Annotated in this window: 24 protein-coding genes and 5 pseudogenes; 27 read left to right on the forward strand and 2 right to left on the reverse strand. The window is 52.3% G+C overall.

The window, feature by feature from the left end; genetic code table 11:
- Positions 1 to 44: 44 nt before the first annotated feature.
- The 22 genes and pseudogenes from GNG27_RS09395 to GNG27_RS09495 form a co-directional block, all read left to right on the forward strand.
- Positions 45 to 467: pseudogene (locus tag GNG27_RS09395) on the forward strand (terminase TerL endonuclease subunit); the annotation flags it as partial.
- Positions 464 to 625: a hypothetical protein gene (locus GNG27_RS23480; protein ID WP_032675082.1), complete on the forward strand. Its 162-nt coding sequence runs from the start codon at positions 464 to 466 to the stop codon at positions 623 to 625. The pseudogene GNG27_RS09395 and the gene GNG27_RS23480, both read left to right, overlap by 4 nt.
- A complete protein-coding gene (locus GNG27_RS09400) occupies positions 615 to 1,841 on the forward strand; it encodes a phage portal protein (RefSeq protein ID WP_156263494.1) in 1,227 nt (408 codons plus the stop codon). The genes GNG27_RS23480 and GNG27_RS09400 overlap by 11 nt, the downstream gene beginning before the upstream one ends.
- The gene (locus tag GNG27_RS09405) at positions 1,834 to 2,433 is read left to right on the forward strand and encodes an HK97 family phage prohead protease (protein ID WP_156263495.1); all 600 of its coding nucleotides are present in this window, start codon (positions 1,834 to 1,836) and stop codon (positions 2,431 to 2,433) included. Before GNG27_RS09400 ends, GNG27_RS09405 begins: the two co-directional genes overlap by 8 nt.
- 9 nt (positions 2,434 to 2,442) lie before the next feature.
- Complete coding sequence (locus GNG27_RS09410) at positions 2,443 to 3,663, forward strand: phage major capsid protein (protein WP_156263496.1); 1,221 nt, start codon at positions 2,443 to 2,445, stop codon at positions 3,661 to 3,663.
- A 50-nt stretch (positions 3,664 to 3,713) separates the two neighbouring features.
- Positions 3,714 to 3,947, forward strand: a pseudogene (locus GNG27_RS09415) (hypothetical protein); the annotation flags it as partial.
- An 8-nt stretch (positions 3,948 to 3,955) separates the two neighbouring features.
- Positions 3,956 to 4,138, forward strand: a complete 183-nt coding sequence (locus GNG27_RS09420; RefSeq protein ID WP_156263498.1) for a DUF2635 domain-containing protein — start codon at positions 3,956 to 3,958, stop codon at positions 4,136 to 4,138.
- Entirely contained in the window at positions 4,135 to 5,631 is a 1,497-nt protein-coding gene (locus GNG27_RS09425) for a phage tail sheath subtilisin-like domain-containing protein (RefSeq protein WP_156263499.1), read from the forward strand. Before GNG27_RS09420 ends, GNG27_RS09425 begins: the two co-directional genes overlap by 4 nt.
- Positions 5,631 to 5,987: a phage tail tube protein gene (locus tag GNG27_RS09430; RefSeq protein WP_156263500.1), complete on the forward strand. Its 357-nt coding sequence runs from the start codon at positions 5,631 to 5,633 to the stop codon at positions 5,985 to 5,987. Before GNG27_RS09425 ends, GNG27_RS09430 begins: the two co-directional genes overlap by 1 nt.
- Complete coding sequence (locus GNG27_RS09435; RefSeq protein ID WP_156263501.1) at positions 5,987 to 6,256, forward strand: phage tail assembly protein; 270 nt, start codon at positions 5,987 to 5,989, stop codon at positions 6,254 to 6,256. The genes GNG27_RS09430 and GNG27_RS09435 overlap by 1 nt, the downstream gene beginning before the upstream one ends.
- Before the next feature lie 141 nt (positions 6,257 to 6,397).
- Positions 6,398 to 8,224, forward strand: a complete 1,827-nt coding sequence (locus GNG27_RS09440; protein ID WP_156263502.1) for a phage tail tape measure protein — start codon at positions 6,398 to 6,400, stop codon at positions 8,222 to 8,224.
- Between the two features lie 68 nt (positions 8,225 to 8,292).
- Positions 8,293 to 8,709, forward strand: a complete 417-nt coding sequence (locus GNG27_RS09445) for a PH domain-containing protein (RefSeq protein WP_197090576.1) — start codon at positions 8,293 to 8,295, stop codon at positions 8,707 to 8,709.
- Between the two features lie 48 nt (positions 8,710 to 8,757).
- Positions 8,758 to 10,053 (forward strand): annotated as a pseudogene (locus tag GNG27_RS09450) (DNA circularization protein); the annotation flags it as partial.
- Between the two features lie 134 nt (positions 10,054 to 10,187).
- The gene (locus GNG27_RS09455) at positions 10,188 to 11,717 is read left to right on the forward strand and encodes a hypothetical protein (protein WP_156263505.1); all 1,530 of its coding nucleotides are present in this window, start codon (positions 10,188 to 10,190) and stop codon (positions 11,715 to 11,717) included.
- Positions 11,717 to 12,001: a hypothetical protein gene (locus tag GNG27_RS09460; protein ID WP_156263506.1), complete on the forward strand. Its 285-nt coding sequence runs from the start codon at positions 11,717 to 11,719 to the stop codon at positions 11,999 to 12,001. The genes GNG27_RS09455 and GNG27_RS09460 overlap by 1 nt, the downstream gene beginning before the upstream one ends.
- A gap of 2 nt (positions 12,002 to 12,003) precedes the next feature.
- Positions 12,004 to 13,074 (forward strand): phage baseplate assembly protein, encoded by a 1,071-nt coding sequence (locus GNG27_RS09465; RefSeq protein ID WP_156263507.1) that lies wholly within the window; start codon positions 12,004 to 12,006, stop codon positions 13,072 to 13,074.
- Positions 13,074 to 13,616, forward strand: a complete 543-nt coding sequence (locus GNG27_RS09470; RefSeq protein ID WP_156263508.1) for a phage baseplate assembly protein V — start codon at positions 13,074 to 13,076, stop codon at positions 13,614 to 13,616. The genes GNG27_RS09465 and GNG27_RS09470 overlap by 1 nt, the downstream gene beginning before the upstream one ends.
- Positions 13,617 to 13,618: 2 nt before the next feature.
- On the forward strand, positions 13,619 to 14,038 hold the full coding sequence (locus tag GNG27_RS09475; RefSeq protein WP_156263509.1) for a phage GP46 family protein: 420 nt from the start codon (positions 13,619 to 13,621) through the stop codon (positions 14,036 to 14,038).
- A complete protein-coding gene (locus GNG27_RS09480; protein ID WP_156263510.1) occupies positions 14,031 to 15,083 on the forward strand; it encodes a baseplate J/gp47 family protein in 1,053 nt (350 codons plus the stop codon). Before GNG27_RS09475 ends, GNG27_RS09480 begins: the two co-directional genes overlap by 8 nt.
- A complete protein-coding gene (locus GNG27_RS09485) occupies positions 15,074 to 15,655 on the forward strand; it encodes a YmfQ family protein (protein ID WP_156263511.1) in 582 nt (193 codons plus the stop codon). The genes GNG27_RS09480 and GNG27_RS09485 overlap by 10 nt, the downstream gene beginning before the upstream one ends.
- An 11-nt stretch (positions 15,656 to 15,666) precedes the next feature.
- Positions 15,667 to 16,206, forward strand: coding sequence for a hypothetical protein (locus GNG27_RS23645; RefSeq protein ID WP_231600440.1), 540 nt, complete (start codon positions 15,667 to 15,669; stop codon positions 16,204 to 16,206).
- Positions 16,206 to 16,637, forward strand: coding sequence for a tail fiber assembly protein (locus tag GNG27_RS09495; protein ID WP_156263512.1), 432 nt, complete (start codon positions 16,206 to 16,208; stop codon positions 16,635 to 16,637). The genes GNG27_RS23645 and GNG27_RS09495 overlap by 1 nt, the downstream gene beginning before the upstream one ends.
- A gap of 158 nt (positions 16,638 to 16,795) precedes the next feature.
- On the opposite strand, the gene GNG27_RS09500 is transcribed toward GNG27_RS09495, so the two are convergent.
- The gene (locus GNG27_RS09500) at positions 16,796 to 18,691 is read right to left on the reverse strand and encodes an acyltransferase family protein (RefSeq protein ID WP_156263513.1); all 1,896 of its coding nucleotides are present in this window, start codon (positions 18,689 to 18,691) and stop codon (positions 16,796 to 16,798) included.
- A gap of 194 nt (positions 18,692 to 18,885) precedes the next feature.
- Between GNG27_RS09500 and GNG27_RS09505 the strand changes: the two genes are divergently transcribed.
- From GNG27_RS09505 to GNG27_RS09515, 4 genes and pseudogenes are all read left to right on the forward strand, one after another.
- Complete coding sequence (locus tag GNG27_RS09505) at positions 18,886 to 19,869, forward strand: hypothetical protein (protein WP_156263514.1); 984 nt, start codon at positions 18,886 to 18,888, stop codon at positions 19,867 to 19,869.
- Between the two features lie 57 nt (positions 19,870 to 19,926).
- Positions 19,927 to 20,187 (forward strand): annotated as a pseudogene (locus tag GNG27_RS23650) (hypothetical protein); the annotation flags it as partial.
- A 314-nt stretch (positions 20,188 to 20,501) separates the two neighbouring features.
- A pseudogene (locus GNG27_RS09510) lies at positions 20,502 to 20,672 on the forward strand (isocitrate/isopropylmalate family dehydrogenase); the annotation flags it as partial.
- Positions 20,673 to 20,793: 121 nt separating this feature from the next.
- Positions 20,794 to 22,116 carry an IS4 family transposase gene (locus tag GNG27_RS09515; protein WP_156263516.1) on the forward strand — a complete coding sequence of 441 codons (1,323 nt, stop codon included), beginning with the start codon at positions 20,794 to 20,796 and terminating at the stop codon, positions 22,114 to 22,116.
- A 27-nt stretch (positions 22,117 to 22,143) separates the two neighbouring features.
- On the opposite strand, the gene GNG27_RS09520 is transcribed toward GNG27_RS09515, so the two are convergent.
- Positions 22,144 to 24,123, reverse strand: coding sequence for an acyltransferase family protein (locus tag GNG27_RS09520; RefSeq protein WP_156263517.1), 1,980 nt, complete (start codon positions 24,121 to 24,123; stop codon positions 22,144 to 22,146).
- Positions 24,124 to 24,274: 151 nt separating this feature from the next.
- On the opposite strand from GNG27_RS09520, the gene GNG27_RS09525 reads away from it, so the two are divergent.
- Positions 24,275 to 24,538 carry a hypothetical protein gene (locus tag GNG27_RS09525; protein WP_156263518.1) on the forward strand — a complete coding sequence of 88 codons (264 nt, stop codon included), beginning with the start codon at positions 24,275 to 24,277 and terminating at the stop codon, positions 24,536 to 24,538.
- Positions 24,539 to 24,557 lie beyond the last annotated feature (19 nt).

Below are 24,557 nucleotides of genomic sequence, written 5' to 3' on the forward strand. Positions count from 1 at the left end.
AACAACCTCTGGACAATCATCCGCGCTATCCAGCACGGCGGGGAGATTACCGCTACATCCTTGAAGAGGCGAAGGCGGCGAATAAGCTGAACCCGGTCAGTGAGTCACCGATTGACCCGTTTGGCGCTACCGGCCTTTCACACGATCTGGCCGATGAAGGGCTAAACCCTGTCACCATCATCCAGAACTACACCAATATGTCTGACCCGATGAAAGAGCTGGAAGCCGCCATTGAGTCGGGCCGCTTTCATCACGACGGTAACCCGATCATGAGCTGGTGTATCAGTAACGTCGTCGGCAAGTATCTGCCTGGCAATGACGATGTGGTTAAACCCATCAAAGAGCAGAACGAAAACAAAATCGACGGCGCGGTTGCGCTGATTATGGCTATCGGGCGGGCAATGCTCAAAGAGCCTGGTGATTTCCTTTCATCTCTCGATCCAGACGAAGAGTTCTTAATTCTATGAAATCACTTATCACCGATGTAATCGGGCTGGCCGGTTACGGCCTGCTCACGTCCGGATTTTACCTGCAGTTCGGGTTGGCTCCGGCACTGATGTTCTCCGGCGGACTCCTGCTGGTGGCGGGACTGGTTATGGCCAGAAGGGGGAAGCGTGCTGCTTGATTCTCTGTTCAGAAGTGAGTCGCTCGAAAATCCCGGAACGCCAATAACGGGTGATGCAGTTGATATGGAGGGGCTATTCGGGGCGGATGTATACGTAAGCCCTGAAACGGCAATGAAGCTGGCGGCGGTGTATGCCTGCATATACGTCCTGTCATCAAACCTCGCCCAGATGCCGCTACATGTCATGCGAAAGCACAACGGCAAGGTTGAGCCCGCGCGGGATCACCCGGCGTTTTATCTGGTTCACGATGAGCCGAACACCTGGCAGACCAGCTATAAGTGGCGCGAACTGAAGCAACGTCACATCCTCGGCTGGGGAAACGGATACACTTGGGTTAAGCGCAGCCGCCGCGGTGAAGTGACCTCCATGGATTGCTGCATGCCGTGGGAAACAACCCTGATTAATACCGGCGGGCGCTATACCTACGGGCTCTACAACGAAGAGGGGGCTTTCGCCATCAGCCCCGACGACATGATCCACATCCGGGCGCTGGGGAATAACCAGAAAATGGGCCTCAGTCCGGTGATGCAGCACGCCGAAACAATCGGCATGGGCATGAGCGGGCAGAAGTATACGGAAAGCTTCTTCAGCGGAAATGCTCGCCCGGCCGGGATCGTATCCGTTAAAAGCGCGCTCAACAAAGATAGCTGGGGCTGGCTTAAAGAACAGTGGCAGAAGGCATCGCAGGCGTTACGCAGTCAGGAAAACAAAACCATGCTGCTGCCTGCAGATCTGGATTACAAGGCGCTGACCGTGTCGCCGATTGACGCACAGATCATCGACATGTCAAAGCTCAACCGCTCGATGATTGCGGGGATCTTTAACGTGCCGGCGCACATGATTAATGACCTGGAAAAAGCCACCTTCAGCAACATTACGCAGCAGGCCATTCAATTTGTCCGCTATTCGATGATGCCCTGGGTGACGAACTGGGAGCAGGAGCTTAACCGACGCCTGTTTACCCGCGCCGAACTGGCCGCCGGGTATTACGTCAGGTTTAACCTGACTGGCCTGTTACGCGGCACCCCGCAGGAACGCGCGCAGTTCTATCACTTCGCGATCACCGACGGCTGGATGAGCCGCAACGAAGCCCGTGCTTTCGAGGATATGAACCCGGTCGATGGCCTGGACGAAATGCTCGTCAGCGTCAACGCCGCCAACCCGGCAGATGATTTCAAAACCACCAAAACCGAAAAGGAAAAAACCGATGAGTGATCGCGAGACTCGCTGTTACAGCGGTGAGGTCCGTGCCGAACAGCTGGGGGAACAGCCCACGCGCATTATCGGTTACGGATCGGTGTTTAACAGCCGCTCCGAACCCCTCTGGGGATTCCGCGAGATTATTAAGCCCGGCGCTTTCGATGACGTGCTGGGTGACGATATCCGCGGTCTGTTTAACCATGATCCGAACTTTATTCTCGGGCGCAGCGCTTCCGGTACGTTGAGCGTCAGCGTCGATGATAAAGGGCTTCGCTACGACATCGATGCCCCTGACACCCAGACCATTCGTGATCTGGTGCTGGCACCGATGATGCGCGGCGATATCACCCAGTCGTCTTTCGCATTCAGGATCGCCCACGATGGCGAACACTGGTACCAGGACGATGAGGGCATCGTCATTCGCGAGATTAACCGCTTTTCACGGCTTTTTGATGTCAGCCCGGTGACCTATCCGGCTTATCAGGATGCCGATTCCGGAGTTCGCTCCATGAAAGCCTGGCAGGAGGCGCGCGACAGCGGCGCGCTGGCGCAAGCCATTAATCAACGAACGGCGCGCGAGCGCATGCTGACTCTTCTTAACGCGTAAGGAAAAACCATGAAATTGCATGAACTGAAGCATAAACGTAACACCATTGCCCGCGAGATGCGTGCTCTGCACGAGGGTATCCCTGAAAACACCACCTGGACTGAAGAGCAGCGCACTCAGTGGAATAAAGCAAAACACGAGCTGGATGCGCTCGACGAACAAATCGGCCGCGAAGAAGAGTTGCGCCGTCACGATCAGAGCTACGTTGACGAGCAGGAGCCGGAGCAGCGTCAGCGCCAGAGCAACCCGGAAAAGCAGGCAGATGAGCGCCGCGCCGCGGCATTTGATCGCCTTCTCCGCCATGGCTTTGGTGAGCTCACCGCCGAAGAGCGTCAGGCCGTTAAAGAGCTGCGCGCCCAGGGTACGTCTCCTGATGACAAAGGCGGCTATACCGTACCTACCCAGATGCGTAATACCATCATCGATGCGATGAAGGCTTACGGCGGGATCGCGAGTGTTGCACAGATTCTCAACACATCGAACGGTCAGGATATTACCTGGTCCACTTCTGACGGGACCGCTGAAGAAGGTGAGCTGCTCGCTGAAAACACTGCGGCCAGTGAAGGTGATGTGACGTTCGGTACGGCGATCCTGGGTGCCAAAAAACTGTCATCCAAAATCATCCGCGTCTCTAACGAACTGCTGCAGGACAGCGGCGTAGATATTGAAGCATACCTGGCGGGGCGTATTGCACAGCGCATTGGCCGCGGCGAAGCTAAATACCTGGTCCAGGGTACGGGTGCAGGCACACCGCTGCAGCCAAAGGGACTCGCGGCTTCAGTCACCGGGACCGTTTCTGCAGCGGCAGCAGCAGCCTTCACCTGGCAGGAAATGAACAGCCTGAAACACGCGATTGATCCGGCATATCGCGGCGGACCTAAATACCGCTGGGCATTTAATGACGGTACGCTTCAGGTCATTGAAGAGATGGTTGATGATCAGAAACGCCCGCTGTGGCTGCCGGATGTTGTTGGCGGTTCCCCGGCGACCGTTCTGGGTATTCCGTATGTGATCGATCAGGCAATTGATGCGGCGGCGGCGAGTAAGAAATTTATTTTCCTGGGTGATTTTAATCGCTTCATCGTTCGCCGCGTTTCCTATATGACCCTCAAGCGCCTGGTTGAACGTTACGCCGAATACGATCAGACAGCGTTCCTGGCGTTCCACCGTTTCGACTGTGTTCTGGAAGATACCGCAGCCATCAAAGCGCTGGTGGGTAAAGCTCCGTAATACAGACCACCCGGGAAAGATGCCGCGTAAGCGGTTTTTTTATGCCCGTCAACCCGATCACCTATGACGGCGGCACGCTGCTGGATGTGAACCGTCACGAGCTGAGTTATCAGTTCGACTTTGTTGTTGAGACTGAACTGACAGAAGACGACACCCGGCAGCAGGACGATCTGAACGCGCTGGATGAGTTCAAAACCCTGTCTATTGATGTTGATTTTATCGATCCGGGCCAGGGGCCGGACGGTGAGATCGAACACCACATTGAAATCAACCTTCCCACCTGAGGAAAACCATGTTTGTAAAACCGAAAAACGGGCGGTCTGTCCATGACCCGGCCTGGGGCGACCTTTTGCCTGAGGAAGGGCGAAACGTTGAAGACAGCCAGTACTGGTACCGTCGGGAAATCGACGGGGATATTGAAATTGTTCAGCCGGTGAAAGGCGGCGAACCGGAAAATAAGGCGAGCACTAAATGACTGTATCGATGAACACCATCCCGTCTGATCTCCGCGTTCCGCTGTTTTATGCTGAGATGGATAACAGCGCGGCGAATACGGCCCAGACCAGCGCCCCTTCGTTGCTGATCGGCCATGCTAACGCTGGCGCCAGCATTGCAACCAACCAGCTGGTTTTCATGCCGTCAGCCGATTACGCGGTTCGTGTGGCTGGCGCCGGTAGCCAGCTGGCGCGCATGGTCGATGCGTACCGGAAAACCGATCCCTTCGGCGAACTCTGGGTTATCGCAGTGCCGGAGCCTACCGGAACGGCAGCAACGGTCACACTGACGGTAACAGGATCGGCCCTGGCTGCAGGCGTGGTTTCGATTTATATCGGTAACCGTCGCATTCAGGCGGCCGTCAGTGCCAGTGATGCCGTAGCGGCTATTGCCACGTCTATTGCCAACGCCATTACTGCTGACGGGCGAACGCCATTCACGGCCGCAGCTGCAGCAGGTGTTGTCACACTGACGGCGCGCCATAAGGGCACCTGGGCAAACGACATCCCGGTGACGCTGAACTACTACGGGTTTAGCGGTGGCGAATCTCTGCCATCTGGCGTGAATATCGCGATCGCCACCGGGGCCGCAGGAACAGGCGCGCCAGTTCTGACCGGTACGATCGCGGCTATGGGGGATGAGGCCTTCGATTATATCGGCCATCCGTTCAACGACACGGCGTCCGTTAACACCATCAGCCAGGAAATGAACGATACCAGCGGGCGCTGGAGCTGGTTACGCCAGATTTACGGCCACGTCTACACCGCAAAAATTGCCGTCGTGAGCGATCTGATTACCGTGGGGGACATGTTCAATGACCCGCACCTGACGATTGCCGGGTATGAAAAAACGGTGCAGTCCTGCGCCGATGAGCTGGCGGCCAGCCGTACTGCCCGCGCAGCGGTATTCCTGCGAATTGACCCGGCCCGCCCGACGCAGACCGGCGAACTGGTGGGCATGTTGCCACCGCCGAGCGGTAAGCGCTTCATCAAGACCGAGCAGCAATCCCTGTTAACGCACGGGATCGCGACGGCTTACACCGAAGGTGGCGTGCTGCGCATTCAGCGTGACATCACCACCTATAAGAAAAACGCTTACGGCGTCGCCGATAACAGCTACCTGGACAGTGAAACGCTGCATACCAGCGCATACGTCCTGCGTCGCCTGAAGACAGTAATTACCAGTAAGTACGGGCGCCATAAGCTGGCGAACGACGGTACCCGCTTCGGCCCGGGCCAGGCAATCGTCACCCCGGCGGTGATCAAAGGTGAATTGCTGTCGACGTACCGACAGATGGAGCGCGAGGGGATCGTCGAAAACTACGACCTGTTTAAAGCGCACCTGATCGTTGAGCGCGATGCCAATGACCCGACCCGCATCAACGTGCTGTACCCACCTGATTACGTTAACCAGCTGCGTGTCTTCGCGCTGCTTAACCAGTTCCGTCTTCAGTATGCAGAGGAGAGCGCATAATGCCGCGCATTGCTGGTACGTGTTATTTCAAGATTGACGGTCAGCAGTTGTCGCTGACCGGTGGTATCGAGGTGCCAATGAACACCACGATCAACGATGATGTCATTGGCATGGCCGGTGACGTTGACCGTAAGGAGACTCACCGCGCGCCTTACGTGAAGGGCACCTTCAAGGTGCCGAAAGAGTTTCCGGTCAACAAGGTGACGACTTCAGACCAGATGACGATCACCGCTGAGCTGGCGAATGGTCAGGTCTATGTGCTGTCATCTGCCTGGCTGCATGGCGAGGCAAACCACAACGCAGAGGAAGGCACCGCTGACCTCGAGTTCCACGGTGAAGAGGGAGGTTACCAGTAATGAAAGAGATGGTGCTGAATCAGCCAGTAAGCGCTCATGGTGAAACCATCAGCGTACTTGAGTTTCAAGAGCCAACCGGCAAAGACGTTCGCGAACTGGGTTATCCGTATCAGATGAACCAGGACGAATCTATCAAGCTTCAGGCGCATATTATTGCGAAATATATCGTCAAGCTGGCCGGTGTCCCGTTAAGCACGGTTGACCAGATGTCTCCGGGTGATCTCAATACCGCCGGCTGGCTGGTGGCGGGTTTTTTCCTCCAGGCCTGACGGCTGAATATCTTACTGATCGTTTTTTTGACTGCGCCAGTTACTGGCGCATTAACCCTTTTGAATTGCTGGACAAACCAATCAGTGAGATACCTCTGTTGGTCAGTCAGGCAAATAGAATAGAGCAGGAGAAGCAGCGCAATGGCTGAGTTTGAACTTAAGGCGCTGATCACCGGTGTCGATAAGCTGTCACCTGCGCTGTCGCGAATGCAGAAAAATATTCGTGGCTTCAGGCGGCAGGCAGAGGAAGCATCAAAAGGTGGGCTCGCACTTGGGGGAGGTCTGGCCGCCGGGCTGACCTTATCGATGAAAGCTTACGCGGATCAGGAGAACGCGGCTACTGGTTTGAAAGTCGCCATGATGCAGGACAATGGCGAGGTTGGCGGTAGCTTTGAGAAAATCAATAAGCTTGCCGTGGGTTTGGGTAATCAGCTGCCCGGGACAACCGCAGACTTCCTGAACATGATGCAAATGCTGGTACGCCAGGGGATCCCGGCAGAGAACATTCTCGGCGGGGTGGGGAAAGCGACAGCTTATCTGGCTGTGCAGTTGAAAAAGACGCCCGAAGCAGCTGCTGAGTTCGCGGCTAAAATGCAGGATGCAACTGGGACCGCATCAGATGACATGATGGGCTTGTTCGATACCATCCAGAAAGCGTTTTACCTTGGTGTTGACGACACCAACATGTTGTCGTTTTTCACCAAAACTAGCTCCGTTCTGAAGATGATTAATCAGGACGGACTAAAGGCAGCGCAGGGTCTTGCGCCAATCAGCGTGATGATGGATCAGATGGGGATGCAGGGCGAGTCGGCGGGTAACGCGCTTCGAAAAGTTATTCAGTCAGGCCTTAATATTAAGAACGTTAAGGGCGTTAACAAAGTTCTGGCGAGCCAGAAACTTGGCATCAATCTCGATTTTACCAACGGGAAGGGCAGCTTTGGTGGGCTCGACAATTTGTTTGCGCAATTGAGCAAGCTTCGCAAATTGACCGATGTTAAACGTACCGGTGTTCTGAAGGCCCTATTTGGTGATGATGCAGAAACCCTTCAGGTCGTGAATGCCCTGATCGATAAAGGCAAAGATGGCTATGACCAGATTCAGCAAAAAATGAATCGGCAGGCCAGCCTGAATAATCGAGTTCAGGCCCAACTGGGGACTCTCACCAACCTCTGGGAGGCAATGACAGGTACAGCCACTAATGGCCTCGCAGCCATTGGCGGGGCTTTTTCCGGAAACGCGAAGGAAATAACAACCTGGCTAGGGGACCTGGGTGAACGTTTTACAAAGTTTGCTGATGAGAACCCCAGAGTAATTCGCGGTGCTTTTGGATTAGCTGCTGGCTTGGCTGTTTTGAAGTTGGGGTTTATGGGAGTTGGCGGTGCAATTAGCATGGTAAGTCGAATCTTATCAATGAGCCCCATTGGCATGATCGCTACCGGGATTGCGTTAGCCGCCGGACTGATTATCTCCAACTGGGATGTAGTCGGTCCTTATTTCAAAAAACTATGGGGATTTGTTCAGCCCATATTTTCTGAATGGATGCGCTGGGCGAAGTTGGCTTTTGACTGGTCTCCACTGGGCTTAGTAATAAATAACTGGGGGCCAGTGGTGCAGTGGTTTCAGGATATGTGGGCAAAGCTGAAACCTATAGTTGAGTGGTTTACCGACGGCGCCAGTGATACCGTCGCCGCTGCGAATGCTGCGAATGCTGCGAATGCTGCGAATGCTGCGAATGCTGCGCAGTGGGGAGCGGGTGGTTACGGTGCTTATGGCGCAGGGGTGGCAAGTTCTGGCTACAACCCATACCAGATTAAGCAGGGCGCTGCTGCTCAACCTCAAGGAGAGGTTACCGTTAAGTTTGAAAATGCTCCGCCAGGCATGAAGGTGACTGAGACCCGAGCGTCGGGGATAGATGTAAACCATGATGTGGGTTATACCAGAATAGGGAGGACAGGAATGGGTGGTTAGATTTTCAATTGGAAATAATCTGAAATGCGATGTTATGATTTTATCCTCAATATCTGATGGATAAAAAAATGTCATATATCGATTCAAACTTAGTCGGCAATGAAGAAGTGGTTTACCGTGGGCATGTTACTTTGTGGGCTTGGTTGCCATGGGTAGTATGGGGCTTAATTTTAGGTTTCACTACTCTCATAGGGTTCGTTCTGATTCCTTTAGGTTATTTTGTCTTGCGTTCAAATGAGGCTGCGATAACTAACAAGCGGTTGATCGCTAAGTCCGGCTTAATCAAGAGAGATACTGTAGAAATTCCTATCAGGAAAATTTCGAGCCTGCAGGTTAAGCAGGGGATATCTGGGCGTTTGCTGGGTTATGGATCTCTTATTATCAGTGATACCGGAGCTGTTCACGCTCCAATCCGCTTTATCAAAGATCCAATGAAGTTCAGGCAGCGTTTCTTTGAACTTCAGGAAGAGATAGAAAATAAATAATCTTAAATAAACCCGCCAATCGGCGGGTTTTTTGTTTCTGGAGATGGTATGGCGTGGAAAGACCGATTGCAAAACGCCTCGTTTCGCGGCGTCCCGTTCAAAGTTGAGGATGAAGACTCCACCGGCGGGCGCCGGGTTGAAACCCACGAATACCCGAATCGTGACAAACCGTATACAGAGGACCTCGGTAAGGCAACATTCCGCGCGTCCATTACAGCTTATGTGATCGGGGATGACTGTTTCGAACAGCGCGATGCGCTGAAGGAAGCGCTGAATAAACCGGGTCCCGGCACGCTGATTCATCCAACCTTTGGTGAGATCAGCGTTTGTGTTGATGGTGAGATCAGGGTCAGCACAAGAAAGGAAGAGGGCCGCATGGTCCGCTTTGACCTCCGGTTCGTTGAGGCCGGTGAACTGGCTTACCCGACATCAGGTGCGGCAACTGCCCAGATACTCGGGTCCTCATGCTCCGCGCTGGACAGCTGCATCAGTGATGCGTTCGACGGGTTTGGCATGGATGGCATGGCTGATTTTGTGCAGCAGGACGTTATTGGACAGGCCAGCGGCATGGTTGGCTACGTCTCAAACGCCATGAAGATGATCGACGATGGCGTGTCTGCTGGATCGCGTCTTCTCCAGGGTGATATTTCGGTGCTGCTGCCTCCTCCGTCATCAGGGAAGGGTTTTATTGAGTCGCTGCAAAAAATGTGGCGAACGGGCAACCGGCTGTACGGCAACTCTGCCGATCTGCTCACGATGGCAAAAGCTCTTTCGGGTATCAGCCTTGGAAAAGACCTGGCACCCAGGGGAGTGTGGAAAACCGACAGCCAGAGCACCAGATCCAAAACAGAGCAGCGAAACTATGTTGCGAGTGCGATCCGTACTACAGCCTTAAGCGAGGCGGTTTACACCGTAACGAGACTTCCCGCTCCGTCTGCTGTGACAGCTGCCGGCTCCTCCGGTCAAAGTACTGCGATAGTGGCGAATGTCTCTCATCCGGCGCTGATCAACGCGCCAGCGAACACCGTCACTCCTGATGCTCCGTCGTGGGATGAACTCACTGTAGTTCGCGACACCCTGAACCAGGCAATCGTGAAAGAGATGGAGCGGACGACTGACGATCGTGTCTTCACTGCACTGCGCCGTCTAAAGGCAGATCTGAATGCCGACCTGACGCAACGCCTGAGGCAAACAGACAGAACCATAACGGTACTGCCCGTGGGAATAGAGCCTGCCATCGTTCTGGCGGCGCGTATCTACGACGACGCCAGCCGCGCAACCGAAATTGTCCAGCGCAACGGTATTGCGCACCCCGGATTCGTACCTTTGCAGCCACTTAAATTGTCGACGCGCCAGCTGGCGTGGCGGGTTAACCAACTTGCTGATCAGGACCAGCTCTATGCGGTTAAGACCAGCGACTGGTTGCGGTGGGCGATCGCAGTGGAGAAAGCCTGTTCATTAGGATTTTAGGAGTCAACATGTCCCAGTTTACTGAAGGTGATTCAGCGGTTAATCGCCTGAATGCAGCCGTTTCGGCATTTGAAAAAGTATTGACTGAGCCGGAAGGTAAAGTGATCGAAATGCCAATAGGCGCAGATCAACCAAGCCTTGCCGAAAGGTTGAAGCGCGCTATTGATGCCGTCACTGTAAAACCGGCCCAAGCTGCGGCGCAGGCATCTGCAGCTGCTCAGCAAGCCCTTACCGCGCAGCAGGCAGCCGCGCAGAGTGCTGTTGATGCTGCGAACTCAGCCGTCGCCACCGGATACGTCGCACCACCATTCCCGGACGTCTGGGCTCCGCTCAATGATGATCTGCGGCTGCTGGCCGGGTTTGCGCCAGCGGACATTATTCCCGGCACCAGTTACACGCTACCAACAAAGTCATTGACGCTCACCCGGGCAACCACGGCGACATATATCGATAAATCAGGGGTATTACAAACGGCTGCAATTAATGAACCAAGGTTTGAACGTGACGGTTTATTGATGGAAGGTACAGCCACGAACCTTGCGCTGAACTCTGGTGACTTTGGCAACGCGTATTGGCCAAAGGCCCGGGTAACCACCACGCCTGGATTTACAGCGCCTGACAATAGTGCGAATGCGGTTAAGTTAATACCAACTGCGGAAGAAGCATCGTCTCACTATATTAGTAAGCCATTTAATGTGACAGCTGGCAATGCTCACGGTTGGAGTATTTTTGTTAAAGCGGGTGAGTATACAAAATGCAGACTTAACTTCTCTGGGTCAGCCGTGACCAACAATATGAGCTGCGATTTCGACTTGATTGCGGGAACGGCTACGGGTGTCACATCGGACGGTTTACCTACAATTACAGCACTGGGGGACGGCTGGTATCGTATTTCAGCGAGAACTGAAACAATAGCAGCAAACGGCACTGTTAACGCAAACATCTGGGTCATGGATCAGAATACAACTACATTTGCTGGCGATGGTGTTAAAGGCATTTACATATGGGGAGCCCAGTTCGAAGTAGTTCATACAACCAGTTATATACCTACACTTTCTTCTACAGTCACAAGAGGAGGGGAAGCATTAAGCATTCAACCATCATGTAATGTTGGTTATAAACTTGTTGGCGATCTATTTAATAGAACTTTAGCGTTAGAGTTTTCTGTAGATTCATTTTCCCCAATTGGGGCAGGGTACTTTAATGTGCTGAATGTTGTTGGCGTCTCCTATGACGTTCCTTTAAGGACGGTTTCGACATCTTTAAACTCCCTCAGAAGTAGTGGCGGAATACTCCCAACGATAAACGTAACGTATCCATTCTATAAACAGATATTTGTGCAAACAATCGACACGACAAACAAACTCACAGCTTATTTTGGGGGGCAAACTGGCACAAGAACCGGGCCTCCTTCAACGTTAACGGGAAGTCCAACTTCTTTAATTTTCTCCACAACGAATTCACTTGTTTATCACATACGTAATTTTCGTATCTGGCACCGCGTACTTTCCGATATCCAAATTAAAGGACTCCTCTGATGAAAGATTTATATCTGCGCTTCGCTGACGCCGACGAAATGCGCGCACAATTAATTGAGGCGGGGTTTGCGGTCGATGAGGAACAGGGCATTTTATATCATCCCGATATTTGCCTGGATGTGGTCGGTATTATTACGACCAACATCGGTGAAGGAGAGTCGTTGGAATATATAGCCGAGCCCGGCTATCACGTAAACCTGCGCGTTATAAACGATGATCTTGATTTATCTCCTCTGGATGAATTTGCTGTGTCCCCAAAAACACCTACTCGCGTCTGGGCCTGACTATGAACGACAACGTTACACTGCGAGTAAATGGCCGGGAGTGGGGCGGCTGGACATCAGTCAGGATCGGCGCTGGCGTGGAGCGACTGGCCCGGGACTTCAGCGTTGAAATTACCCGGCAGTGGCCCGGTGAGAACGGCGATACTCTCCGGCCAAGAGTGAAGGGAGGCGACCGGGTAGAGGTTTTGATAGGCAGCGATCTGGTGATCACTGGCTGGGTAGAGGCGACTCCGGTTCGCTACGATTCCCGCTCTGTCCGCGTTGGAATCAGCGGGCGCAGCCTGACCGCAGATTTGATCGACTGCGCCGCAGAACCGACGCAATTCAACGGGCAGTCGCTGGTTCAGGTAGCCGCTGCACTGGCTAAGCCGTTTGGTATTGAAGTCGTCAATACCGGCGCACCCACTGACGTTATTCCTGGCGTGCAGCCGGATCACGGCGAAACGGTTATCGAGGTACTGAATAAGGTGCTGGGCCAGCAGCAGGCGCTGGCCTATGACGATCCAAAAGGACGCCTGGTGATTGGCGGGATAGGGGCTACGCGGGCGCATACTGCGCTCGTTCTCGGCCAGAACATTATTTCCTGTGATACCGAAAAAAGTATCAGAGACCGTTTCTCAACGTATCAGGTTTCCGGTCAGCGCGCCGGTAATGATGACGACTTCGGCGCGGCTACCACAACCGCTCTCCGGGCGAAAACAGAAGATGCCGGGATCGGGCGGTACCGGCCAATGGTCGTTCAGCAGACTGGACAGGCGACAGGGGCCAGTTGCATTGCCCGGGCTGATTTCGAAGCGCGCCAGCGCGCCGCGCGAACTGACGAGACAACGTACACCGTATGGGGGTGGCGCCAGGGTGACGGCTCTCTCTGGCAGCCTAACCAGCGTGTGATCGTTTTTGACCCCGTCTGCGGGTTTAACAATCGCGAACTGCTGATTTCGGAGGTGTCATTCACCAAAGACAGCAACGGCACGATCACCGAATTGCGCGTCGGCCCGCCTGATGCGTACCTGCCAGAACCCGCCGATCCTAAACGGCGGAAAAAGAAAAAAGCCGCGGAGGCCCCTTTCTGATGCGTAACTTTCAACAATTTCAGCGGCAGCTACTTAGTCTGATTTGCCGTGCTGTGGTCGACAGCGTTAAGCCTGGTTCTAAATGCCAGACCGTGGATGTTGAGCTACTCGCAGGTGAGCAAAAGGGCGGCATTGAGCATCTGGAGGCGTACGGGTTTACATCACACGCGAAGCCAGGTGCAGAAGCTCTGATTCTGTTTCCTGCCGCTGATCGCTCACATGCAGTAGCGGTCGCCGTGTCTGATCGCCGCTATCGCATCCGGTCACTTAAGCCCGGTGAAGTCGCCATTTATGACGATCTGGGGCAGTCAGTCACGCTGACGCGCAGCGGTATCGTCGTCGACGGCGGCGGAAGTACCATTACCTTCCGGAACGCACCAAAAGCCCGGTTCGAAATGGACATCGAATCGACAGGCCAGATCAAAGACCATTGCGATACAACCGGCGTCACGATGGCGGAGATGCGTCTTACCTACAACGGCCATAAACACGAAGAGAACGGTAACAAAACAGACGCGCCGGACAAACAAATGGGGGCGTAAATATGGACCTGTGGCTAACCGTAAACGGGGTAAGTGTTTCAGCGAGTGCCCCAATGGATTTACTCACCCGCGCTGTCGTGATTTCACTATTCACCTGGCGCCGCGCGCAGCCGGATGATAATGCCGATCAGCCTAATGGATGGTGGGGCGATACCTGGCCGGCTGTTCAGAACGATCGTTACGGCTCGCGTCTCTGGCTTCTCCAGCGTCAGAAGCTGACCAATCAGACCGCGCTGATCGCCAGGACGTATATCAACGAAGCGCTGCAGTGGATGATTGACGACGGCGTTGTTTCAAAGATTGATCTCCTCATTCAGCGTACCGGCATCAACGAACTGGGTAACAGCATAACGCTGTGGCGCTACAACCAGCCCACGACGATTTCTTTTGACGATCTATGGAGTGCGATCACTAATGGCTGACAGCGAATTCCAGCGCCCGACGCTGGCCGAAAATATCAGCATGCTCCGCACCGACCTCTTTTCCCGCGCGAGCGACACCATCAGGCGTATGGATGAAGACGTGAGGGCGAAAGTGTATGCGGCCGCTCTACATACTGTGTACGGCTACATCGATTATCTGGCGCTGAACATGCTGCCGGATAAATGCGATGAAGCCTGGCTGGAAAGGCATGCCGCCATGAAGCGCTGCCCCCGGAAAACACCCACGGCCTCGGCCGGGTTTATGCGCTGGGATGGCGTGACGAACGGCATTACGGTTAAGGCCGGCGCTGTCATTCAACGCGACGACCTGATTCAGTACACCACCACAGCGGACGCGACCAGCGCGGGCGGCGTTCTGCGCGCGCCAGTGGTGTGCAGTGTGACCGGGCGCGTAGGTGAGATTGACGATGGCGCTGCGCTGTATCTGGTAACGCCTGTGAATGGCCTGCCGTCTTCTGGCGTGGCTGACTCTGTTGCTGGTGGATTCGATATTGAAGAACTGGAGACCTGGCGCTCCCGCGTTCTGGAGCGTTACTACTGGACACCATTAGGCGGTGCGGACGGTGATTATGTCGTATGGGCTAAAGAAGTGCAGGGCATAACCAGGGCCTGGACCTACCGGCACTGGATGGGGGCCGGTACGGTTGGCGTGATGGTGGCCAGTGATGATCCCATCAACCCTATCCCCGATACCGCGACTGTTGCAGCGGTAAAAGCCCACATTGCTCCGCTTGCACCTGTTGCCGGGGCCGATCTGTATCCATTCGCGCCAGTTGCCCACAACGTTGATTTCAGGATACGCCTGACACCTGACACGCCTGAAGTCCGGGCGGCGGTGACAGCGGAGTTGCGCTCGTTTCTGTTGAGGGACGGTTACCCTGAGGGTGAACTGGAGCTATCCAGGATAAACGAGGCTATTTCCATTGCTGCAGGCGAGCACAGCCATGTTCTGGTGGCCCCGACTGCCAATATTTTGATCGCGAAAAACGAACTGGCCATACTGGGGACGCTCGCATGGACGTGACTGATGACGACTATATCAATTTGATGTCAGCGCTACTGCCACCTGGTCCGGCATGGTCCGCTGACGATCCGGCAATTATCGGCGCGGCCCCCTCTTTGCGACGGGCTCACCAGCGGGCCGATGATTTGATGCTGGAGGTTGATCCGCGCACCACCACCGAGCTGATAAACCGCTGGGAAACATGTTGCGGCCTTCCAGACGAATGCATTCCCACTGGGACGCAAACACTGCAGCAGCGGCAGAACAGGCTAGACGCAAAGGTAAATTTAATCGGTGGCATCAACGAGAGGTTTTATCTCGATCAGCTGGCTGCTTTGGGTAAGCCAGGAGCGACGATAACCCGGTACAACAAGGGCCCGTTTAAATGCACCTCCGCCTGCACTGAGGCCGTGTATTCCACCGAATGGCGTTACTACTGGCAGGTAAATATGCCAGCCGCTACGGATGCCACCTGGATGACATGTACAGATGACTGCGACACACCAGTTCGTTACTGGGGCGACACGGTTGCTGAATGCGTAATTAGCAAACTCTGCCCGTCCCACACCTACGTACTTTTCAAATATCCTTAACCGGAGAAATTATGCATCGTATCGACACACTTACTGCGCAGAAAGATAAATTTGGCGTGGGAAAGAACGGTTTTACCCGTGGTAATCCGCAAACAGGCACACCAGCTACTGATCTGGATGACGATTACTTTGACATGCTGCAGGAAGAATTAGCCGGTATTGTTGAAGCGGCTGCAACCGCGTTAGATAAATCAAAACGCAACCAGGTCTTAACTGCGCTGAAGGCATTGTTTCTGGCCCGTACAAACATAGGCGTTGGCGCGGGCCAGGTGCCTGACATGAGTGCTTTCGCATCATCATTGGCTGTAAATGGATATCAAAAGTTGCCTGGTGGTTTAATTATCCAGCAAGGCATGGCGACGCCGACTGTTAGCGGTGTATTTGTTAGTTTTCCCATACCATTCCCGCAAGGTCCGTTTGTCGTCACCCTCGGGGCTGCAGGTAGTTCTGGTGCGTTTCTGGCCGCGAATAATTATCAAAAAAATGGTTTCACTTTTAACGCAGATAAAGCCCCGGGCGTTCCTCAGGCTTATATCGCTTTGGGGGTATGATGAATATCTATAAATATGATCCGGCTACAAACGCATTCTATCCATATAGCTTGAAAGAGAGTTATGAGGCAACAGGGTCATGGCCTGAAGCAGGGGTGGATGTAGATGAACAAACCTACTCAGCGTTCCTTGTCGCACCAGAGGGAAAGATAAGGGAAGCCAATGAAAATGGGTATCCGTCCTGGGCCGATATTCCACCACCGTCTCATGAAGAACAGGTGGCCGCTGCTGACGCGGAAAAGCAAGGGAAGATTGATCAGGCAAATACCTTCATCAACAGCAAGCAGTGGCCGGGAAAGGCGGCAATCGGTCGTCTGAAGGGCGATGAGTTAGCCCGGTATAACGAGTGGCTTGATTACCTGGATGCTCTGGAGGCGGTAGACGTCACCACTGCGCCTGATATTATCTGGCCGGAACAGCCGGCTGTGTAAACCTCCCTGATCTGCAACTCCTTTAAAACCACTATTTATAAAACAGTAAAAGGAGTGCAGATCATGATCAGGCGAGTCAATGTTAACGCCACAGTTACGATATCCATACAGTGGTCATCAAGGAATTTTTAAATAAAGCCCCAAAGGGGCTTTATTATCTAAAGAATTGTACCAAGCTTCGGCTTTATTATTTCTTCAGCAGCATAAACAGACGCTTCTTGAGTTAGATGTCCATAGTCTACCGCTGTCAACTCACCGCTTGAAAGGCGAGCCAGGCAGTGGTTATATCCGGCTTCCTTATGGCAAAGCTTGTCAGTCGCAGATATGTAAATAAATCCAGCATCATTTGCAATGCTTTTCATGTATAAATCTGATTTAAATGGCCTTTCACTTAGCCCTTCATCAGTTACATACTGATCTTTTCCTTTCCAGTGAGTGGACTTGATTATCACTTTTGGAAGCGATGGGTCCCATTGTGGCAATGGCCCCATAACAACCACATTCTTCACTCCGAAGCCTTTTAAAGTTAGAACTATCTCTTTCCAGTTGGTCAATTCATGGTTATCGTGCTGAGCGATAATCACCGTAGTAGGCTTGATTTTTTCTATACTCAAGAGGGCTACTTTATTTGAGCTATCGCAGGCCACCTTAAAGTCGCCAGTTTGTATTGTAGAATCACTTAGGGATGGATAGCACCCTGCAGAGGTTTTTTGATAAAAAGGAACCCTCCCATTGAGCAATGTTCTTATACCCAAAGACCATGCCTCAGCATGAGAATCCCCCCACAAGAAAACTCCACCATCTCCGCTCTTGGTTATGCATTCAGGAGATACTTCTAAGCTCTTTTTAACAGTCAAAGATTCATAAGAATTACACTTTAACCAGTAAGCTTCTTTTAAGTAGTAATGTTTGACCGCATATTCATTCAAGAAAGCCTGTGTCTCTGACGATGCTCCATATCTAAATTTGTAATCAGCACCACTAGAATTTAGAACAAAAAGTGATGGGAATAATGCAACCAAAGCTATATAAATAGGTTTTATCTTCCATAACTTACTTACACTATCAACAGAAATAAATTCTCTTTTTTCAATTGTTATATAACTGATCGCACCAAGAACAATTGACGCCAAAATGCCATAGACAAAGTAATATGAAAGTTGGTTAATGTATAAATATACAACGATGGGCCAGTGCCACAAATAAATTGAATATGACCATTTTCCGATGTAGAAAGAAATTTTGTTTGAGGTTACTTTATTATCATTGCATCCAGCAAGAATAATTAGATAAGCACCTAGAGTTGGCAGTAGAGTATAGTAACCAGGCCACGCCGTTTCTTCTGAAAAAATAAAACAAGATATAATTATTGAGGCTAGCCCAACATAGTAAAGTGGCGCTCTGATACTATCCCTGTTTTTTAATGGGTAAAGATAAGCCAATCCGCCAGCAATCATTTCCCATGCCCTCATCGGTATGAAGTAATAACCTACAGCAGAGTTAGCAAGCGACGCGTAAATGGCTATAGCTAGGCTTAAAGTAAACATCAATATCAAGCTTATTTTTATTTTTTCAATTGATAGTTTTTTTCCTAAACACACTATCATGATTGGGTATATAATGTAAAACTGCCACTCAACAGAAAGAGACCAGGTATGCAGCAGCCATTTTTCATGCGCAGACGTATCAAAATAACCTGTTTCCCCCATATATATCATGTTTGATATGAAGGATATGCTGCCAGCTACATGCCTCCCTAATGTTTTATAATCATTGGGAGTTAAATTAAACCATCCATATATTAATAGGAATAAGCAGAGAATAGAAAGCGCTGGTATTATCCTGTTGGCTCTTGCGCAATAAAACTTAATGATATTGAAACTACCTTTTTCTATGCCACCAAAAATTATTGATGTCATTAAAAAGCCCGATATCACAAAGAAAACATCTACACCCACAAAACCGCCAGGCAACATGGATGGCTTGAAGTGAAAAAGCACCACAGCCATCACAGCTATTGCCCTTAACCCATTAATATCATGCCTAAATTTCATGCATTATTGTTCCAGATATTGAGCGCATCTAAGTAAAGCAAGTACAGAAGACGCCTTCTTGATATTCGTAGGAATAACATTCTATACAGGGGCCAACATTTGTAAACCACTCCAAAGTATCTAAACGTTAAACTTCAATGAGTATTGTCTGATATCATCACATTTTTGACATCTTCCTCGGAGAAGCTTTAGAGATGGCAATGAACAGAAGGGAATTTATAGGTCTTTCTTTAGGTGTGGCAGCCTTGACTGGAGCGGGGATGGGATGGAGCCAAGGACGTGCAGCAAAAAAAGCGATCTCTTTATGGGGGCACTCATTCTTTGGAAACAACAATACATTTTCAAGCAGGTTGATTGAGCACACTGGTTGTAAAGTGTTCAATTTTGGTCTTTCAGGCGCTACCTCTGAAAGCATCGCATTACGTAATGGTGCCTATCATATTAAATACGCCTCGGTAGATGGTGTAATTATGAGTGGCAGAAAAAATTTACTAACTCCCAATGTCCCCGGACCGCTCCGCATGTGGGGGAACTATGCTGCTGATTGGTTTCATCTGCCATGCGAAATTGCTGGGAAGAGCGGGGTTCTAGACTGGAACGGGAAAGAAGTAACATTCACGCCTGACCAGGGTAGCCCCACCACGCCTCTAAGTAAGCCTTTATCACTTGTTATCTATCCAATGACCACCGTCGCTACTGAAAACGTACCCGAGCGGTTCAGCTATCCTGAGCACCCTGAATCCATCTACCTTCTTTGGCTAGGGAGGAACAACTCCACTCAACCAGATGAGATTATGAGAGATGCGAGGGCAATAGTTGCAAGAATGGAGAAGGGGAATAATCGATTTGTTGTCCTCCCAGAATTCCCGGCTACTTATGAGCCAAAAGGGACTAAGGGTGCGGAAGAGATAGCCTTGATCAATCGCCTGTATAAGGAAGCCTGGCCTGAAAACTATTGCGAAATTGACGGGGCTGACTTGCTTCAAAACTTTATGGACCATCACAATCCATCCAACGAACAAGACCTCAAAGACATTGCCAATGGCTTGACTCCATCCTCCCTCAGAGCGGACGAATTACACCCATCCGCTACAAAAAAACCAGATGCTCTGCATGCAGGCACTGAAGTTAATGCTGAATTTGTTGCTAAGTTTCTGAAGGTTAAAGGGTGGGTATAGCTATCAAGGCCATCCAAATTTATATGGGCATCAAGCTAACTTGAGCGATAACGCCGGTTGTTTGTGCTGTATGTATACACAGTGTCATTCCGAGGTTATCATGCCACACAAAATGACATTCACGCCGCATTTGTGGCAGCAATACAGCTAAACCCCAAGGGCTACCGGTGCTTGCGCACTGAAGACTTTATCCGCGAGTTACCAAAGGTTCACTGGCATTTCAGCCGGACCGACGCTAACGAGTGGATACAGCGCTACCAGCCAGATTTTACGGATAAGACAACTGACGGAACCGACAATCACTACTGGATCCTTCGTCTGGTAAACAATCAGGTGCTGCTGATCCTCAGCGGCGGGCGTACGCAGTTCGCTAAGCTCAGAGGCAAAGCTTTAATCACGGAGACGGCGAGGCGATCGAGCGGGACGCGGCTGAAGAGGTCGAGGTTATGGGGCAGGGTGACGTTCTTCATCAACAGTACAGACGCTGATGACATTCCGGTGTAAAAAGTGGTTATCAAAACTCTTAGCCAGCATCGCAAAAACAAGGGGTTATAAAGAAGGTCAAATAAGCCCTCAAAACTGATTTTGCATTATCATTCTAATATAAAGTAATGGCTTACAATGATTGCGTGGAACTACTGTTGCGTCATATGGAATGGTTCGAAGCCGCAGACCTGATCGTTAAAGGTATGGAAGGCGCGATTAACGCTAAAACCGTAACCTACGATTTCGAACGTCTGATGGAAGGCGCTAAACTGCTGAAATGTTCAGAGTTTGGTGACGCGATCATCGAAAACATGTAATCCGGATTCCGGATTAGAGAAAAGGGAGCCTCACGGCTAATGCCGATCGTTTAAGGATCGGTTGACCGATCCGGTGGCTGGTGTAAAAAGGGTTCCATGTTCATCATGGAGCCCTTTTTAAATGGAACTTTCCCAGGCCCTCGGCATTATCAATCTCACCGCCCCCGAAGAGGTCCAGAGTCTTGCCGACCTCCTTCCTCCCGACCTTATTCAGCAGGCCTTTTCCCTCACTGACACGGTGACGTTGCGTAAGCGCAAGCTTCCCCTTGAGTCCATGGTCTGGCTGGTTATTGGCATGGCGATATTCAACAACAAACCCCTGTCCCATATCGTCAACCTGATGGACATTGTTGACCGGACCGGTAGACCATTCACCGCACCCAGCTCCGTGATTGCCCGCCGTAAAACCCTGGGTGAGGATGCCATCCGGGTGCTGTTCGGGCTCACGCAACAGCACTGGCATGAGGAAGCCCGGCACCCGCACTGGAACGGCCTGACGCTCAATGCCGTTGACGGCGTGGTCTGGCGCACGCCCGACACACCGGAAAATGCCGCAGCCTTCGCGAAAGCCGGCAATCAGTACGGAGCACGTGGCTGTCCGCAGGTTCGCATGGTGTGCCTGATGGAGCTGAGCAGCCATCTGCTGCGGGCCAGCGTGATGGACCGCTATGATGTCAGTGAAGTGCGGCTGGCCGCCGGACTGGCGAAGCAGGCTCCGGATAACAGCGTGACGCTGTTCGACCGGGGCTTCTGGTCAGCGGCCCTGCTGCATGACTGGCATCAGACAGGTGAGAACCGCCACTGGCTGCTGCCGCTGAAGAAGGGAACGCAGTATGAAGTGGTGCGCAGGCTGGGTAAACAGGATGAGCTGATAATGCTGAAGACCTCGCCGCAGGCAAGAAAGCAGTGGGAAGGCCTGCCGGATGAACTCACCGTACGGCTAATCAGCAGGAAGGTTAACGGCGTGGAGCGTCAGGTTGTCACGTCGATGACGGATGCGATGCGTTATCCGGCAGCAGACATTGCTGAGCTGTATAAGCACCGGTGGGAAATCGAGCTGGGGTACCGTGAGGCAAAGCAGTACCTGTGCGGCAACCGCTGGACGCTGAGAAGTAAATTACCGGAACTGGTGAGGCAGGAGCTGTGGGGAATACTGCTGACGTACAACCTGGTGCGGTATCAGATGGTGAAAATGGCGTTCAGCCTGAAAGGGGATTACCTGCCGTATCAGCTGAGCTTCAGCGGCTCGGTGGCAGAGATACTGCGGTTGTTAATCGGGCTGCCGTGGTCTTCACCGGGAGCCATCCCGGGTCACCTGAAGCACTTCTACAGTAACGCCGCGATGCTGAAACTACCAGGGAGGCGGGAGCGGAAATATGAGAGAGAAGTGAGACCAAAAAGGTCCAAATACCCCTTTAAAAACAATGCTGGTCACCTTAAGTGACCAGCATTAGCCTCACGGCTCCCTTTTTTATTGAAATACCGTGCGGAACATCGGCACCAGTAACTTATTGCCATATTCGCTCAGGTGATCGTCATCGCGGTAAATCGGTAGACCCGCTTTGCTGCCGGAACAGCGGCCGTCATGGCAGAGATAGGGCAACGGGTCGAGGATTTTTACCCCACACTGACGAGCGGCCTGATCCTGTGCTGCCCATACTGCGGCATTACGCTGATGATACGCCTCCAGGGAGATGAATATTTGTGGCACCGGTTGCCCAAACATCATGGCGCGTGACAGGGTTTTCGGCACGTTGTACATCATTTCTGGCACAGGCCGGGTAATATACACCGTTCTCGCCTGAGCATAAGTGCAGGCGGTTTTGACCAGCTGTGCACTGTAGTGTTTGATAAAGTCCGGGGTGATTGTCCGTTGCGGTTGATCGAAGTAGGCCAGCGGGATATGCATTTTATCTTTTATATTGTGCTCACCGAATGCATAGGCTGAGGTGCGGTTAATGATGATGAGCGGAATGTGCCTGTCGTACTTAGCAATCTCCTGCGCAGCCCATTTGTTAAAACCATAGCAGTCTGCATCTTTGTTGTCCGGGTTTCGGTGAAGATCGTCAATGGTCGGACAGCTGACGTAGCTCCAGTCCAGAACGCCCTCATTGGGGTGCTTCAGCGCTTGTTGTACCGAGGTGATCATCGCGTCGGCATGGCTGTCCCCAATGACGATAGCTTTGATCGTTTCGCCGCCGAAAACGCAGGATGTCGAGGCGATGCCGGACAGGGTAAAACAGGCGTCCTGTCTGGGGTTCACATTCTCAGACTCTCGGGCAATCCTTTCAATGGCGGGATCAATGCGCTCGTCCACGTGCAGAAATCTGGCGCCGACCGCCATCAACCCGGTAAGAAGCAGCGCTGAGCCAAGCACGCACTGCTGCCGGTTGAACGTAAGCTTACCCAGCTCTCTGCGGGTCGGGATTTCGATCCAGCGTAAGGAGAGCTCGCCCAATAGCAGGCTGAATACTATCCCGGCGGCAATCCACAGCGGATTATCCTGCTGGCCGGAGTAAGTCAGCAGGACAACCAGCGGCCAGTGCCAGAGATAAACGGAATAAGAGCTGGCGCCCAGATGGCGCGTCAATGGATTAGCGGTGAGCCACGAATGTGAACGGTGCGCAGCCAGTACCAGCATTGTGCCCGCGACGGGTACCAGCGCCAGGTAACCCGGCCAGCGAAGAGTGGCGTCAAACATCACAATCGCCAGGATAATCAGGATAAAACCGAGCCCTTCCGCCAGCCTGGCCCAGGGACGGATCATCGGGCGCGTGCGGGTTATCCACCAGATCATTCCACCCGCCAGCATTTCCCAGATACGGGCGGGCAGCAGATAAAACGCTGCTCCAGGCCAGCGGCTGCTGGCATATATCGAGACCAGTAATGATGCCAGACCTATTGCCAGCAGGCAGACCTGCGCCCCACGATATCCCCACCAGCGCCACAGTACGATGCATCCAATCGGCAGCAAAATGTAGAATTGCCACTCCACCGACAGCGACCAGGTGTGCAGCAGCCAGGTCTCATGAGCGTCAGCCTCAAAATAGCTGGTTTGGCGCCAGAAGATGAGATTCGAGATAAACAGCAGGGCAGCGGCGGCGTGGGCGGCGAGCGTATGATAATCGGCGGTGGGTAGCCAGAACCAGCCGGGGATGACCAGGCAGGCTAACAACATCATCAGCGCAGGAAGAATGCGTCGTGCCCGGGCGAGATAAAATTCCCACAATGAGAACCTGTTTTGCTCAAGCCCGTTGATAATGATGGCGGTCATTAAAAAACCGGAGATGACAAAAAACATGTCGACGCCGACAAAGCCACCCGCAAAACCAGGAACGTCAAAATGATAAAACATAACGGCCAGCACAGCCCATGCCCGGAGCCCGTTAATGTCATGGCGATACTGTTTAGAAGGAGAGGCGACCTTCCCTGAATGATAACTGGTAGGCATAACTCGTCAGTTCCAACAAACGAAGCGGAAAGGTGAAGAAGTATACGTATCAACCTCTTGGGGTTACAACCGTTCACTTCTCAACCAATGCGTGCAGCCCATTAATACTGATAATATTCTAGATTTCAATTACTTCAGAGGAGGAAAAACCATGATCGATGAGACTGATATTCGTCGCGTTGTAGCAGGTGAGATTTCCGAAGTAACGCCCTCAATCCTTGCAGAGCTTGCCAACGAACTGCTCTCCCTCCGTCAGGAGAACGCCCGGCTGAAACAGCTTCTCGCCCGGGAAGTGAAGCTCCCCTGGACCAGCGCCAGTCCAGTGTGCGATATCGAAGCCGGATACGCCGCAGGGGTTACCGACAGCAAAGAGGCGATACGCCGCGCAGGGTTTTTGATCGAAGGGGATGATTAAAGCGAAGAACCCGGCGGGT

This window comes from Leclercia sp. 119287, from assembly GCF_009734485.1.
In the GTDB taxonomy this organism is placed as follows: domain Bacteria; phylum Pseudomonadota; class Gammaproteobacteria; order Enterobacterales; family Enterobacteriaceae; genus Enterobacter; species Enterobacter adecarboxylatus_C.